This window comes from Methylophaga sp. UBA678 (assembly GCF_002299105.1).
Lineage (GTDB): Bacteria > Pseudomonadota > Gammaproteobacteria > Nitrosococcales > Methylophagaceae > Methylophaga > Methylophaga marina.
Genome location: NZ_DBNG01000014.1, coordinates 40,250 through 54,887, shown reverse-complemented (window position 1 = coordinate 54,887; position 14,638 = coordinate 40,250). Strand labels below are relative to the sequence as shown.

The following is a 14,638-nucleotide window of genomic DNA, read 5'->3' as shown; positions in this document are numbered from 1 at the left end:
GGCCATGTTAGAGTAATAGTTATATTGACGTTAAGACTTCAGGAGGAAAGCGATGAGTAAAACATTAGTTATTGGTGCGAATGGCCAGATTGGAAAACAACTGGTCAAATTACTCTGCGCTGAGAATAGTCCTGTTAAAGCCATGATTCGACATTCACAGCAAGCCCCTTTTTTTCAAGACTTGGGGGCTGAAACAATGATTACTGATCTGGAAGCACCGCTACCTGATGATGCCTTTGCTGACTGCGATAAAGTCGTTTTCACAGCGGGCTCAGGAGGAAAAACTGGAGCAGATAAGACCATCTTGATTGATCTATGGGGCGCCGTAAAAGCTATCGACATGGCAAAGAAACATAATATAAAACAATTTGTTATGGTAAGCGCCAGAGATGCCGGTAATCCTGAAGCAGGCACCGAAGCGATAAAACACTACAATATCTGCAAACACTTTGCTGATGAGTATTTATTAGCCAGTGGTGTCCCCTACACCATCTTGCGACCAGGCAAACTGATTAATGATGAAGCGACTGGCCATATTTCCACACAACGAACAGGTCAGGCTGATAAAGACGTGATTACTCGAGCTGACGTGGCCGCCTGTATTCAGTTTTGCCTGAAGCATACTGAATCCATCAACCAGATTGATGAACTCTATAATGGTGATGAAACGATCCAGGATGCCTTTATCAATAGTGTGTCAGGGCGACTAGGATAATCTTACCAACCCGTTAAAAAGCGACTGTATGTACCGATACATCGCTTAATAACATAAGCTAATGTCAGGCTAATCAATATTGTGAGCGGAAAGGTAATAATAAATTGAACCAATCCGCTCATCTGTTCCAGGTGGGGTAACCACTGATACCCGACTAAGGCAATCAATACCCAGGGATGAATAAAATAAATGGCAAAGCTAGCATCAGCTAATAACCTCAACAAAGGATTCTGAGGCTGATGTTCGCTCAGTTTTTCTAGCAAAGATAAAAAGAAAAAACATAAAACTATCTTCTGCAAAATCAGGATATCTAAGCCATCAAAGGTAAATGGATGTAATTTATGCAGATTGCCAAAGCTTGGATAAATCAGCGCTTGTAGAATTGCCAGAAATACCACTGTAACCCCGAGCACAAACGCTTTGTTATGTAGATATCGCTGCACAAGCTCACGATGCATCGACACGAGAATGCCTAATAAATACATCGGTAAAAAATACATAACGGCATGCCATGGAGACAAATTACCTGCTGGACGATGGACAATCATTGCCAGCACTAAGGCAATAATAAAAATCAATAGCCGGATTTTTACACCCTGACGAATGTAGCTGATAAACAATGGCGACATCAGAAATATCAGTGTAATAAAAGGTATATACCAATAAGCAAACGAGGTTCTGCCTGTCCACAGATACAGCGCCATCATAGTTAGATAATCTTGCCAGTGGATAAGCGTCGTAAGGCCCAACTCTGCTGCATCGGGTAAAGAAATGTCTGAACTTAGATAATAAATCAGTGCTAATGTTGATAAAAATAGATAAGGCGACAAGACATTTTTAACTTTCTTCAGCATAAACCGGCCGTATTGGAACTGCCTGTAAAAAATATAATGAAAGAAAAAACCAGAGATAAAGACAAATAGTGGTGAGCCACCCTGAATTAAATTCGCTATGACTCTTTCATCAAAACTGGTGATGGATTTGTAGCTAATAGAATGTCCGGCAACGATGCATAATATGGCAATGGCTCTGAAGTAATCAAAGGCAATCAACCTCATCTAATCAGTTACCAACAACATCAGTAAGAACATCAGCTTATCATTCTTCTAAAGATAGAAGATGAGAACAATACACCAAATCATCATGAGCAATATGATTTATTGATATCCCGTATAGAAACCTGCTGTCAGCTATTTTTTGGCCTCTAACTTTGCCATAAAATCAACTTTGGATATGGGTTTACTTAACAGATAACCTTGATAAAAATCGCATCCATTTTCAGCCAGAAAATTAAATTGCTCTGGTGTTTCCACACCTTCGGCAACAACTGACATAGACAGACCTTTTGCCAAGGCCATTACTGCTTTTACGATTGCCTGACTGCTTTCACCCAACTCAATATTTCTGACAAATTGTTGATCAATTTTTAGCGTATTAAGTGGTAGTTCCTGAAGGTATGATAAAGATGAAAATCCGGTGCCAAAATCGTCCATCGCTAAACTCATTCCTGATTCTCGTAATGCAGTCATTCGCTGAATACAGATATCTTTGTTGGTTAAAGCGACGCTTTCGGTAAGTTCTAACTCAATATAATTAGGGTTTGTCTGAGTTTTATCTAATATCCCAAGCAGATGAGAAATAAGATCATCTCTATTAAATTCTACTGCCGATAAATTGACCGCAATTGGAACAATAGTCAGATTTTTATCACTCAATTCATTAATAAGATCGCAACACTGCTCAAACACCCAGCGACCAATATCTATAATTAATAATGACTGCTCAGCAATGGGAATAAACTTGGCTGGGGATACCATGCCAAGTTCAGGATGCATCCACCTAATTAATGCTTCAGCACCAACTATTTCCTGTTCGCTATCGAATTTCGGCTGAAAATAAACGACTAATTCATTATTATCTAATGCCTGACGCAAATCATTTTCCAGCTTGAGATTTTCAACGGCTGTTGATGTCATTGCCGACTGATAAAAGTGGAAATTTGCTCGACCAGCTGATTTCGCGTGATACATAGCCGCATCAGCGTGTTCTAAAATAGCGTCAGGGTTATTACCATCATCTGGAAAAATGGCAATACCAATACTTGCCGAGATGTGCAATGTTTGTCCATTGATGTGGTATGGCTCAGCTAATGTCTTTAGGATTTTTTCAGCAATATGACTGGAAATAGAGGCTGAAGCTTGTTTGTCATCAAACTCGGTCAGCAGAATAACAAACTCATCGCCACTCACTCTAACCGCCAGGTCAGTCTCTCTGCAATTGTTTTCAAGGCGCTTGGCAACATCTACGAGTAAATTATCACCGGCAGCATGTCCCATCGAATCATTGATACTCTTAAAACGGTCAAGATCAATAAATAGCACACAAAAATTAGTTTCATCTCGCTTGGCTCTGGCCACAGCCTGTTTCAAATATTCATTTAAAACACGACGGTTTGCTAACCCTGTCAACCCATCGTAATGAGCTTGATTATAGAGCTTCTCTTCCCAGGCGGCATTAGATAAAGCTACAGCAATTCGATCGCCGAAGTTTCTCGCCGTATTTTTCACCTCATGAGTGATAGCTGACAGTTGATGATAGGCAAAACCAACGATAGCCGTTAGTTGTTCGTTAACAATCACTGGCACCACGAGATAATAAAAGTGCTGCTCTTGCATTATTTTCCTAATGTACGAATAAGCGGGCAATTCACTACTCGCAAGAATAAAAATACGGTTTTGTTCAGAAATCAAATGTTGATAGTCCTCATGACTAAGGACACTGGGCTTATCTACAATTTGAGTCGGCTGTAGACCAACGCGGAAATAAAGCTTTTCAATCGCCAATGAGTTGGGTTTAATACTTGCGATAGCCATCATATCGACACCAAGTGTTTCAGGTAACCGAGTCATAGCCGTTTCTACCACTTCATTCGCATCTCGAACAGATAAAATCTGTCGGTCTATCTCCCCCATTGTCGACTGAATATCAAATTGAGTTTGAATATGTCGAGTCATGTTGTTGAAGGAGTTAGCAAGAGACTGAAACTCATCTTCACTGTCGACTTTTACCTGATAAGAAAAGTCACCTTTGACTAGCTTCTCGGTGGCTTCCTGAAGAGCTGAAAGAGGTGTTAAATATCGAGAGATTAATTTCGTTACGGAAAGCAACACTACCAAGACAGCCAGCATAATCACAGGTGGATAAAATGATTTGAAATGCGCATTCGCTGACAGCGCAATATCTTCGAGTTGTATTTGAACAATGATGGCATTCGGTGCTTCAAACATATTACGCAGTGGAGTATGCCAAAAACCGGCCAATACACTGCCGTTAACATTATCCTCCCACTTAAATGTACCACTGCTTTTGGACAACACCTCCTGCTCCAATTCTTCTGGTAAGACATTGTGCTCAGCAGTGCTAAACCATAACTGACCATTCTCACCATAGACTAGCAGCTCATTTGCACCCAGCACTTCCTGTTCCCAGATAGAATCCCCCTTGAGGCGGGCCATAAGCAAATGGTCTTGCAGCCCTAGCTGAGGAATGGCAATCCACAATGCAATGGACTCATCCTCATCAACGGCTTTGATAACCGTCCTTCCTAAACTAATCACACGCTGCTCATCAGTGCTGAGTGTGGGAAGTAATATCTGTTCACCTACAATGTATTGATTGCCAGTTGGTTTTGATACAACAATGTGACTAAAGAGCATGCCAATTCGCTCTTTGAGAATGGCGGAATCATGTGCCAGCGTTAATTTTGGAATTCTGTTTTCGAGTAATTTAAGGGCGCTTTCAGCGACCACGAAACGGTCAATCAAACGCAAACCATAATCTTTACTGCTTTTGCGTAGCCCAGAAAACGCTTGTTCTTCCAGTTCACCATTAACTTGATAAAACGAGACGATCCCTAAAATGCTCACAGGAATAATCGTGGCTAAAATAAAGGCTAAATAGAGGCGTTTGGCTACCGTATTTTTGCTAAAAAGAGAACGTGTCAGCATGACTTAGCTTAAAAGTCTTCTGCTACGCCGATAAACAAACCGTCTCTCGCAATAATGATGTCATCGAGACTGTCTTTATTGGATATTTGTTTTTTAGTCACCCCGTCTTTCCCTTTGCTATAGAAATCGTATTGGGTGTTAATAGGGTTAAGTTTTTTATCTTTTCTCACTTGGCCTTTAATCCCTGGACCCGCATTGGCAATGTTGAGATATACATATGGATTTCCCCACGGATCATTACCATTGTTAGGTAAGTTACCTAGCTCTGTGATGTCGGCTGGAAAACGATTTGTTTCTGCATAAAATCGTTCGATATAAAAGCGTACTTCGGTTAAGTCAGCAATGGCTAACTGTCTATCCGCTTCTTCTTTATATTGTTGGTAACTGGGAACAGCAATCATAGCGAGCACGCCCAAAATAGCGACTACGATCATGAGTTCAATCAGAGTCAAACCCTGATCAAAATGTAGCTTACGTACTTTCGTGTTGGGAAATACTGAAAGAGTTGAATAAATATTTTTGGTCGTCAAGACTCATTTACCTTCTTGAAATACTCACTTCATCATGACTAGCAATGACTTTGTTTGACTAATTTTATCTTGTATACAAGATATCGGCTAAACCAAATATTTCTCAATAGTGAGTTTGCTCACAAATTCAGCTGTAAATTATCTATTACCAATATTTCTCAATACTGATTTGACCTGGATCACGTCGCGAATGTTTTTTCAAACCATGTGTATTGATTAATACATCCATTGTTTCCAAGACCATATCCGGATTACCACACAACATCACCTGACTATCTTCTGCATTGATCTTTAGGCCTGTGCGTTTTTCAAAGCGACCATCTTCAACAGCTTGAGGAATACGACCTGATAATACATCCGGTGCAGCCTCACGGCTGACAAAAGGCACATACATAAACTGCTCGCTGTGTGCTGCTTTTATCGCGTCAATCGTCGCCTGATATGTCAGCTCATTTTGATATCTGACGGCATGAACCAATACCACCTTTTCAAATTGCTGCCAGACTTCAGCTGAGTTCAGAATAGAAAGAAACGGACCCACCCCAGTCCCCGTTGACAATAAATAGAGATGCTTTCCTTCGGGTAACTGATCCAAGGTCATTAAGCCCGCGGCTTTGGGTGCCACAAAAATTTCGTCGCCAGGCTTCAGTTTAGAGAGTCGGGTGGAGAGTAAGCCATCCAGTACCTCAATAAAATAAAAGTCGAGCGGTCTCATATCAGGACTATTCACCAAAGAAAAAGGTCGGCTGACAAGTTCACCGTCAATCTCCAACGCTAAACGGGTAAATTGACCAGCTTTAAACATGGGATAATCGACATCCAGTCTTAACGAGTGCAATCGATCGGTCCATTGCTTATTTTCAACTACAGTTGCCGTTAACCAGTCAGCCATGGTGGTGTCTCCCTTTTTGTCGAAATGATATAACGTTCTGATTAAGGGTCATGCTACTATCAATCGACCTTGAATACGACGAACATCACCAACATAAACTGAGCCTAAGGTTAACGCTAAATGACCAACCACATCATTGCAGAAGCGACATTAACTGATCTGAATGCCATCACACATTTGTTAACCGTTCTGTTCACACAGGAGGCCGACTTTGAGCCACAGCCAGAGAAACAAATGCACGCGGTCAGTGATATTCTCAGGCATCCAGACAAAGGCCATTTTTTACTTATCAAACATCAGTCAAAAGTGGTTGGCGTTGTCAGTTTGTTATATCTGACCTCAACCGCCATGGGCGGTAAAGTCGCTTTATTGGAAGATATGGTCATTGATGAACAACATCGGGGTAAAGGCTTTGGCTCAGCTTTGTTGAATGCGGCTGTGAATTTTGCCAGACAACAAGGTTGCCTGCGGATGACGCTATTAACCGATGCTGATAACGCCATTGCACAAAAAATGTATCAGGATGAAGGCTTTACTCATTCAGCCATGATTCCGATGCGCTTAATCTTAGACACATAAATAAAAACGTCATGGATGCGATTAATCCCAAATTATTATGGGAAATTTTTAAACATATACAACGCTGGCTAGCAAATCTCAATCGTGCTGGTGAGGCACGTCAGCAACAATCCAGAAAAGCGCTGAGAAATGTGATTATTGCGGCTCGCGAAACCAGTGTTTATGTCAGACAGATACAAGATACGCAACAAACTGACCATGCGACCGAGCGGCATCTAGCCAAATGCTGGACGCAACTTGGCTTTGATTTAGAGGATCTGGGGCTCAACAAACTCGCCAAACGTTGCCATATCACCGGCAAGCATTGGGCTGACCCCAAATTTTACAGCGATGATTTTCTGCAAAAAGCCGATATCAGTCTGGAGCGAATGGAAACATTAGCAAAACAGATTTTACTGGATATTGATAAACTCTAAACCATGAAATATATTTTATTTAGCCTGCTTTTTATTGTCTCACCGCTGACTCAGGCACAAGCACTATGCCCAATGACGAGTGCCGAGGTGCAGCAAAGTTGTTTGGACGAAAAATTACAATCAGCGATTGATCATATGGTGAGTGACTTAACCATCATTAGACGACGCCATGCTGATAACGAGGTATTGCTTAAATCACTGGAATTATCTCAACAAACCTGGGACGCCTATCGCAAGACACAATGTCTGAATGTGTATCAGACCTGGCAAAAGCATCAGGAGCAAACCGCCATGACGGCCAGTTGTGCTATTGAATTGACCAGACAACGCCATCAATTTCTACAGAATTATTACCTGAAGTAAACCTGTTCAAACCTGTGAAAAATATTGGCGTGCCTGCTCCGCATCCAGATGAATCTGAGCAATGAGTTGCTCCAGGCCATCAAAACGCTGTTCATCACGAATCTTGTGTAAGAAAAATACCTGGACATGCTCTCCATATATTTCTCTTTTAAAATCAAACAAATGCACTTCAAGCAAGGCTTTATTACCACCGATGGTAGGTCGAATACCAATATTCGCTACGCCATTGACCGGCTCTTCATCAATACCAAATAACTGCACAGCAAAGACACCTGTCAGTGGAATTTTATGGCGATGTAAATGGATATTCGCCGTGGGAAAGCCCATCTTGCGGCCGCGCTTATCACCATGGGCGACACGACCACTCATTCTGTATGGGCGTCCTAATAATTTTTCAGCCAATACTAAATCACCGGTGCTCAAAGCATTTCTTATGCGCGTACTACTCACCCGATTTTGATCAATGGCAAAGGTATGCATATTCACAACCTGGAAGCCATATTTTTTGCCGGCTTCCTGTAGCAACGCAAAATCGCCTTTTCGCTCACAGCCAAAGCGGAAGTCATCACCCACCACCAAATATTTAACATTCAATCCTTTCACTAATAATGTCTGGATAAATGCTTCTGCTGACATTTGCGCCAGACGTTTATTAAACCGTAAGACACATAACTGCTGAATGGAATAACAACGCAATGCTTCCACTTTTTCACGAAACCGTGTCAGTCTGGCTGGGGCTTTTTCTGGTACAAAATATTCAAAAGGCTGCGGCTCAAAAGTTATCACTACGGCAGGTAATTTCAGCGTATCGCCTTTCATGGCTAATTGAGTTAATACCGCCTGATGGCCTAAGTGAACACCATCAAAATTACCAATGGTAGCGACACACCCTTGTGGTGAAGCAGGTAAATTATGAAAACCGCGAATGATTTTCGGCATAAGACGTTGTCTACCAAAAAAATAATCAAACACAACAGAGTAACGGCAAATAAAAAAACAATCCAGCAGGCAAGCCTACGCCTATTACCTTATAATAGGCGCAAAATTATTTCGGTCAGAGGCAAGAATGGCAGCGAAACAAAAAAAGCTGGATTATGAAGCTGCAGTTAAAGAGCTGGAAGCATTAGTTGAACGCTTAGAAGATGGCGATATTAGTCTGGAAGAATCCCTTAAACTTTATGAACGTGGTGTATTACTGACGCGTGATTGTCAGGAATCATTGCAAGCAGCGGAACAAAAAGTTCAAATGCTGTTACAACAATCTGGTCAAAGCAATATGGTAGATTTTGATCCGGAAACTGGTGACGCGTGAACGTCAAGTTTCCTCTCGAAGACTGGATGTTAAAACACCAGTCCCAAATTGAATTTGTATTAGAAAAACGTCTTCAGCAAGGTCTAAAGCCGGGAGCAGCACGTTTATTCGAAGCCATGCGTTACGCCACATTGGGCGGGGGTAAACGTTTACGTGCGCTACTTGTTTACGCCACAGGACAAGCCATGGGAGCTAAGCAACCAGCCATGGATGTTGCCGCTGCCGCAGTTGAAATGATTCATGCCTATTCGCTGGTACATGATGATATGCCCATGATGGATGACGATGATTTACGAAGAGGTCGTCCAACCTGTCACAAAGCTTATGATGAAGCCACGGCGCTTTTAGTTGGTGATGCCTTACAAACTCAAGCGTTCGAAACCTTGTGTGATGCGACGCTGACGGATAAACAAAAAAGTCGTATGATAAAAACACTCAGTCATGCTTCGGGGGCAGCAGGCATGGCAGGAGGCCAAGCCATTGACTTGGAATCCGTTGGCAAAAAACTGGATATCGACGCACTCCAAGCCATGCATAAGTTAAAAACCGGTGCATTAATCCGGGCAAGTGTCTTAATGGGCGCCTTATCAGCAGAACAATACGATGAAACCATACTTGAACACCTTGATCGCTATGCAGACTGCATAGGACTGGCTTTTCAGGTACAGGACGATGTGTTGGATGTGATCACAGACACAGAAACGCTCGGAAAAACGCAAGGTGCCGATATTGCATTGAATAAACCCACATATCCTGCTTTACTAGGCCTCGAAAAAGCACAACAAAAAGCGGTTGCGTTGATAGAAAAAGCACTCACTCACCTTGATGCGTGCCCATTTAACTCAGAAGTGCTGGCCGAATTGGCCCAGTTTGTTGTGAACCGCTCACATTAAGAAATCGACAGAATGGATACAATACTCGCTCATATCAATAGTCCGGATGATCTGCGTCAGCTGGATAAAAAACAGTTGCCCCAGCTGGCCGAAGAGTTGAGAACACTGATTATCGATAGTGTGCAGCAAACAGGCGGGCATATTTCCTCTAATCTGGGCGTTATCGAACTCACTATTGCCCTACATTATGTCTTTGACACGCCAACCGATCGGCTGGTGTGGGATGTAGGTCACCAGAGTTATGTACACAAAATATTGACTGGCCGTCGTGATCAAATGAATACCATGCGTCAGCCTGGTGGGTTATCTGGTTTTCCAAAACGTAGCGAAAGTGACTACGATACATTTGGTGTCGGTCATTCGAGCACATCAATCAGTGCGGCGTTAGGTATGGCACTGGCAGCACAAGCCAATAACGATCCACGTCACGCTGTCGCAATTATTGGTGACGGCGCACTTACCGCAGGGCAAGCTTTTGAAGCTCTAGCACACGCTGGTGATTTAAGTGCCAATCTCTTAGTTATTCTTAACGACAATGAAATGTCGATATCAAGAAATGTCGGCGGCATGGCGAATTATCTCGCTAAATTACTTTCGGGAAGCTTCTATGCATCCGCTCGCGAAGGTAGTAAGCGTGTACTTGAAAAGATTCCACCTGCCTGGGAAATCGCCAAACGCGCAGAAGAACATGTCAAAGGTATGATGGTTCCCGGCACCCTGTTTGAAGAAATGGGCTTCAACTATATTGGTCCCATTGATGGTCATGACATTGATACCTTGATAGCGACCATGACCAATTTGAAAAAGCGCAAAGGGCCGCAGTTTCTTCATATCGTCACCAAAAAAGGCAAAGGTTATGAGCCTGCCGAATTACATCCATGTAAATACCATGGAGTAAGTCCAGCTAATAGTAAATCTTCCGGCCCCTCCTATACCCAAGTTTTCGGCCGTTGGTTATGCGATATGGCTCGTCTGGATCCGGATTTATTCGGTATTACACCAGCCATGTGCGAAGGCTCGGGGTTGAATCGCTTTGCCGAAGATTTTCCTGAGCGTTACTTTGATGTCGGTATTGCTGAACAACATTCAGTCACCCTCGCCGCTGGTTTAGCTTGTGAAGGCAAAAAACCCGTTGTTGCGATTTATTCAACCTTTCTACAACGAGCTTATGATCAACTAATTCATGATGTGGCTATTCAGAATCTGAATGTATTATTTGCCATTGATCGTGCGGGTTTGGTTGGCGCTGATGGTCCGACCCATGCGGGCAGTTTCGACTTAAGTTTTTTACGTTGTATTCCGAACATGGTCATCATGGCACCCGCTGATGAAAATGAGTGTCGACAAATGTTAACCACTGGTTTTCGTTATAACGGGCCAGCAGCAGTACGTTACCCCCGTGGTAGTGGTAACGGTACCACGGTGGAGCCGGCGCTGACCTCACTGGAAATGGGTAAAGCCCAATTAAAACGCCAAGGTGAAAAAGTAGCTATTTTTGCCTTTGGCAGTATGGTCACTGCCGCAGAACAAGCCGCAGAACAGGTCAACGCCACTGTGGTGAATATGCGATTTGTTAAACCCCTTGATACAGACATGATCAAACAAATCGCTGACTCACACGACCTTATTATCACCATTGAAGAAAATGCGGTCATGGGTGGTGCTGGCAGCGCAGTAAATGAATATTTAAGAGAAATAAATCATGCTGTCGTTATAAAACTGATGGGATTACCTGATACATTCATCGAGCATGGCGTTCATAGCAGCATGTTAAGTCAGTGCGGTCTGGATGCTGACGGTATTTTGCATACCATTAATCAGCACTTTACGGCATAATACGCTGTCTTCGTGAACGATTCCTGAGTATAATAGTCAACATTATGAGCGCAACGTACACCCTGAAAATTTTGGCCGATTTTGCCTCGGCACATACCCTGAGAGATTATCCAGGTGATTGCAGTCGCATGCATGGCCACAACTGGAAGCTGGAAGTCGAAGTCACTGCCACTGATCTGAATGATCATGGCATGGGCATGGATTTCAAAACTATCAAAACAGCGACTCGTGAGTTGGCAAAAACGTTGGACCACCGATATCTGAATGACATCCCACCATTTGATACCATCAATCCAACGGCTGAAAATATTGCCAGATTTTTTTACCAAAAGCTCAGTGATACCTTAAATAATGATATCGCTAAAGTTTCCGGTGTTACTTTGTGGGAAACAGATCGCGCTTGCGTTAAATACAGCGAGGATAATTGAATGAGCACAACCCCAGCCAGCACTGAGATAAAAGACGAAATCGAAGACGTCCAGAATATCGCCGATCAACGTAAAATTGCTATTGATAAAGTCGGCATCAAAGACATTAAACACCCCGTTAAGGTCAGTGACCGTACGACCGGTGAGCAACATACCATTGCTAACTTCAATATGTATGTGAATTTGCCACATCAATTCAAAGGCACACACATGTCACGCTTTGTGGAGATTTTGAATCAACACGAACGTGAAATTACGGTTAAGTCATTCCGCGAAATGCTTGGTCAAATGACCGAGCGCCTTGATGCTGAATCTGGCTACATTGAAATGAACTTCCCTTATTTTGTAAACAAGGAAGCGCCCATTTCAAAAGTCAAAAGCTTGATGGATTATGACGTCACGTTTATTGGTGAAATCACCGGTGCAACAACCATGATGACGGTTAAGGTTGTCGTTCCTGTCACTAGCCTATGTCCTTGCTCCAAGAACATCTCTGATTACGGCGCACATAATCAACGCTCACATGTGACTTTGACTGTCCGTGTGGAGAGCTTTGTCTGGATCGAAGATCTAATCGATCTTGTTGAGAAAGAAGCGTCTTGTGAAATCTTTGGTTTATTAAAGCGTCCTGATGAAAAATACGTCACTGAACGCGCTTATGATAATCCAAAATTCGTTGAAGATATGGTGCGTGATATCGCAGCGAGATTGAATCAAGATTCTCGTATTACGGCTTACACAGTCGAGTCAGAAAACTTTGAATCGATTCATAACCATTCTGCTTATGCATTAATAAGTAAAGGGTTTGATTAATCATTATTGATTGGTTCATCTAAAAAAAGCCTGGTTAACCAGGCTTTTTTTTTGCTTAATATTTTTGTCTTAGATCAAGACGTTCACCATTGTGCTGAATGTCCAGCTGTCCCAGAAAGGACATACCGAGTAAGGTCACTGATGGTTCTTCACCATCTAAGACGACGGCATCAACATTATGCAGTTTTATCTGCTCAAGCTGCACATAATCTAGTTTGACCTTATAGCCCACACTCTTGCCAGAAGCCGTCCTTATCCCCACCTGCTGCCCTCGAAGATAATCAATGCCAAGGCGAGCTGCAGTAGCTGAGTTCATAGCAATAGTGCTGGCCCCGGTATCGACCAAAAAGCTTGTCGTATAACCGTTTATATTGCCGGTTGCGGTATACATGCCATTGCTTGGCCACAATGTCACAGCTGTTTTTTTCTCAGCTTCAATGTAGTTGCTGCTGATACGATCCCCTAGAGGGAAAGTTTGTTTTTTTCCATTGATTTCAAAAGTGGCGTTATTACTATTGGCAGCAAGCAATTTCAGGCCTTCAGGGCTTGTTTCACCGACACTCAATAAATGTTGATTACCATCCACTTCGACCACGGCTTTGTCTTTAAATAAACCAACCACCATAATGTCGATATTAACGGCCTCTGCTCGAGCGCTAATTAACAGTATAATAAGCGACACTAATATAACTTTAGCCATGACATTTCTTTTTAATCAGGTTGTTCACTAATCGCATCATGAGCATTTTCTCCCCTATTACAGTCTCTGGCGTACTGCTGGCTGGCGGCCAATCCCGCCGAATGGGTGGTCAAGACAAAGGCTTGCTTCACTACCAGGGCAGAGCGATGGTAAGCCATGTCATTGATGCTATATTACCGCAAGTTGATGATTTATATATCAGTGCGAATCGACATATTGAAAAGTATCAAACTTTTTCGTATCCGGTTATCACGGATAATCTCGCCAATTTCCAGGGGCCACTGTCCGGCATACTATCAGTAATGCAGCAGGTAAAATCAGCGTACTTACTCACCGTACCTTGTGACAATCCGCTTATCAGTGCTCAACTCAGGCAACGTTTAATGGAAGCCTTGTTAGCGACTGGAAGTGATATTGCTGTTGCCCATGATGGTACACAATTACAACCGGTATTTGCGTTAATTCCACTTCGGCTTAAACAGTCTTTATCTGAGTTTTTAGCTTCAGGTCAGCGTAAAACCCGCGATTGGCTATATCAGCATAAGGTGGCTGAAGTCGATTTTTCTGATCAGGCAGACTTTTTTATCAATATCAATTCACCTGATGAATTAACGCTAAAGCCAAAAATACGCTCAACCAAACCACTTCTGGGCTTTGCGGCGTTCAGCGGAACAGGTAAAACGACTTTACTCACTAAGCTGATACCCGCGCTCAAAGACAGAAATATCCGTGTTGCGGTTATAAAACACGCTCACCATAATTTCGATATCGATAAGCCGGGAAAAGACAGCTATCAAATCCGTGAAGCCGGCGCTGAAGAAATGATTATTGCTTCAGATAAAATGATGGCACTGATGAAAAAAAATCATGACGATCTCATCGAGCCCGAATTACAACCATTAATTCAGCGTCTAGATACACGCACCATCGACCTCATTCTTGTTGAAGGCTTTAAACACGAACGTTTCCCTAAAATAGAATTAAACCGCACAGAACTAGGCGCACCAACATTATATAAGGATGACCCGCATATCATCGCCGTTGCGTCCGACAATGCCATCGCAAATGACGATATGCCTTTCATGCTGGATATCAACCATATACCTGCTATGGTCGACTTTATTGAACAGTTTATTTTTTCATGGAAAAGCTAA

The 14,638-nt window shown here is 42.6% G+C and carries 16 protein-coding genes; 10 read left to right on the top strand and 6 right to left on the bottom strand.

All coding sequences use genetic code 11. The features are described from left to right. Window positions 1-52: 52 nt before the first annotated feature. On the top strand, window positions 53-715 hold the full coding sequence (locus tag B3014_RS08260) for an SDR family oxidoreductase (protein WP_289243948.1): 663 nt from the start codon (window positions 53-55) through the stop codon (window positions 713-715). 2 nt (window positions 716-717) lie between these two features. On the opposite strand, the gene B3014_RS08255 is transcribed toward B3014_RS08260, so the two are convergent. The 4 genes from B3014_RS08255 to B3014_RS08240 form a co-directional block, all read right to left on the bottom strand. Then, entirely contained in the window at window positions 718-1,773 is a 1,056-nt protein-coding gene (locus B3014_RS08255) for an acyltransferase family protein (RefSeq protein ID WP_289243949.1), read from the bottom strand. 132 nt (window positions 1,774-1,905) lie between these two features. Further along, a complete protein-coding gene (locus B3014_RS08250; protein WP_289243950.1) occupies window positions 1,906-4,722 on the bottom strand; it encodes an EAL domain-containing protein in 2,817 nt (938 codons plus the stop codon). A gap of 8 nt (window positions 4,723-4,730) precedes the next feature. Then, window positions 4,731-5,252, bottom strand: a complete 522-nt coding sequence (locus tag B3014_RS08245; RefSeq protein ID WP_289243951.1) for a type IV pilin protein — start codon at window positions 5,250-5,252, stop codon at window positions 4,731-4,733. Between the two features lie 145 nt (window positions 5,253-5,397). Continuing rightward, entirely contained in the window at window positions 5,398-6,144 is a 747-nt protein-coding gene (locus B3014_RS08240) for a ferredoxin--NADP reductase (protein ID WP_289243952.1), read from the bottom strand. 120 nt (window positions 6,145-6,264) lie between these two features. On the opposite strand from B3014_RS08240, the gene B3014_RS08235 reads away from it, so the two are divergent. The 3 genes from B3014_RS08235 to B3014_RS08225 are packed head-to-tail and all read left to right on the top strand — an operon-like array spanning window position 6,265 to window position 7,502. After that, window positions 6,265-6,723 (top strand): GNAT family N-acetyltransferase, encoded by a 459-nt coding sequence (locus B3014_RS08235; protein ID WP_286305342.1) that lies wholly within the window; start codon window positions 6,265-6,267, stop codon window positions 6,721-6,723. An 11-nt stretch (window positions 6,724-6,734) separates the two neighbouring features. After that, on the top strand, window positions 6,735-7,139 hold the full coding sequence (locus tag B3014_RS08230; protein WP_289243953.1) for a hypothetical protein: 405 nt from the start codon (window positions 6,735-6,737) through the stop codon (window positions 7,137-7,139). 3 nt (window positions 7,140-7,142) lie between these two features. Beyond that, entirely contained in the window at window positions 7,143-7,502 is a 360-nt protein-coding gene (locus B3014_RS08225) for a lysozyme inhibitor LprI family protein (protein WP_289243954.1), read from the top strand. Between the two features lie 6 nt (window positions 7,503-7,508). On the opposite strand, the gene ribF is transcribed toward B3014_RS08225, so the two are convergent. After that, window positions 7,509-8,441: a bifunctional riboflavin kinase/FAD synthetase gene (ribF, locus tag B3014_RS08220; RefSeq protein ID WP_289243955.1), complete on the bottom strand. Its 933-nt coding sequence runs from the start codon at window positions 8,439-8,441 to the stop codon at window positions 7,509-7,511. A 127-nt stretch (window positions 8,442-8,568) separates the two neighbouring features. Between ribF and B3014_RS08215 the strand changes: the two genes are divergently transcribed. From B3014_RS08215 to folE2, 5 genes are read left to right on the top strand one after another with little or no spacing between them, the layout of a single operon-like run. Then, window positions 8,569-8,814, top strand: a complete 246-nt coding sequence (locus B3014_RS08215) for an exodeoxyribonuclease VII small subunit (RefSeq protein WP_286305346.1) — start codon at window positions 8,569-8,571, stop codon at window positions 8,812-8,814. A gap of 26 nt (window positions 8,815-8,840) precedes the next feature. Beyond that, on the top strand, window positions 8,841-9,707 hold the full coding sequence (gene ispA, locus B3014_RS08210; RefSeq protein ID WP_289244050.1) for a (2E,6E)-farnesyl diphosphate synthase: 867 nt from the start codon (window positions 8,841-8,843) through the stop codon (window positions 9,705-9,707). A gap of 12 nt (window positions 9,708-9,719) precedes the next feature. Further along, window positions 9,720-11,543, top strand: coding sequence for a 1-deoxy-D-xylulose-5-phosphate synthase (gene dxs / locus B3014_RS08205; RefSeq protein WP_289243956.1), 1,824 nt, complete (start codon window positions 9,720-9,722; stop codon window positions 11,541-11,543). A 44-nt stretch (window positions 11,544-11,587) separates the two neighbouring features. Beyond that, window positions 11,588-11,971, top strand: a complete 384-nt coding sequence (gene queD, locus B3014_RS08200) for a 6-carboxytetrahydropterin synthase QueD (protein ID WP_286305348.1) — start codon at window positions 11,588-11,590, stop codon at window positions 11,969-11,971. Further along, on the top strand, window positions 11,972-12,784 hold the full coding sequence (gene folE2 / locus B3014_RS08195) for a GTP cyclohydrolase FolE2 (RefSeq protein ID WP_286305349.1): 813 nt from the start codon (window positions 11,972-11,974) through the stop codon (window positions 12,782-12,784). 55 nt (window positions 12,785-12,839) lie between these two features. Here the strand turns inward: folE2 and B3014_RS08190 are convergent, their stop codons facing one another. Beyond that, window positions 12,840-13,484: a retropepsin-like aspartic protease family protein gene (locus tag B3014_RS08190; RefSeq protein WP_289243957.1), complete on the bottom strand. Its 645-nt coding sequence runs from the start codon at window positions 13,482-13,484 to the stop codon at window positions 12,840-12,842. 38 nt (window positions 13,485-13,522) lie between these two features. Here B3014_RS08190 and mobA point away from each other — a divergent pair, with 38 nt between their 5' ends. Further along, entirely contained in the window at window positions 13,523-14,638 is a 1,116-nt protein-coding gene (mobA, locus tag B3014_RS08185) for a molybdenum cofactor guanylyltransferase MobA (protein WP_289243958.1), read from the top strand.

Coding starts and splice junctions, on each gene's coding strand:
- queD (WP_286305348.1), top strand. CDS start 11,588: ATGAGCGCAACGTACACCCTGAAAATTTTGGCCGATTTTGCCTCGGCA.
- B3014_RS08190 (WP_289243957.1), bottom strand. CDS start 13,484: ATGGCTAAAGTTATATTAGTGTCGCTTATTATACTGTTAATTAGCGCT.
- B3014_RS08255 (WP_289243949.1), bottom strand. CDS start 1,773: ATGAGGTTGATTGCCTTTGATTACTTCAGAGCCATTGCCATATTATGC.
- B3014_RS08260 (WP_289243948.1), top strand. CDS start 53: ATGAGTAAAACATTAGTTATTGGTGCGAATGGCCAGATTGGAAAACAA.
- dxs (WP_289243956.1), top strand. CDS start 9,720: ATGGATACAATACTCGCTCATATCAATAGTCCGGATGATCTGCGTCAG.
- B3014_RS08240 (WP_289243952.1), bottom strand. CDS start 6,144: ATGGCTGACTGGTTAACGGCAACTGTAGTTGAAAATAAGCAATGGACC.
- folE2 (WP_286305349.1), top strand. CDS start 11,972: ATGAGCACAACCCCAGCCAGCACTGAGATAAAAGACGAAATCGAAGAC.
- B3014_RS08225 (WP_289243954.1), top strand. CDS start 7,143: ATGAAATATATTTTATTTAGCCTGCTTTTTATTGTCTCACCGCTGACT.
- B3014_RS08250 (WP_289243950.1), bottom strand. CDS start 4,722: ATGCTGACACGTTCTCTTTTTAGCAAAAATACGGTAGCCAAACGCCTC.
- B3014_RS08230 (WP_289243953.1), top strand. CDS start 6,735: ATGGATGCGATTAATCCCAAATTATTATGGGAAATTTTTAAACATATA.
- ribF (WP_289243955.1), bottom strand. CDS start 8,441: ATGCCGAAAATCATTCGCGGTTTTCATAATTTACCTGCTTCACCACAA.
- mobA (WP_289243958.1), top strand. CDS start 13,523: ATGAGCATTTTCTCCCCTATTACAGTCTCTGGCGTACTGCTGGCTGGC.
- B3014_RS08235 (WP_286305342.1), top strand. CDS start 6,265: ATGACCAACCACATCATTGCAGAAGCGACATTAACTGATCTGAATGCC.
- ispA (WP_289244050.1), top strand. CDS start 8,841: ATGTTAAAACACCAGTCCCAAATTGAATTTGTATTAGAAAAACGTCTT.
- B3014_RS08215 (WP_286305346.1), top strand. CDS start 8,569: ATGGCAGCGAAACAAAAAAAGCTGGATTATGAAGCTGCAGTTAAAGAG.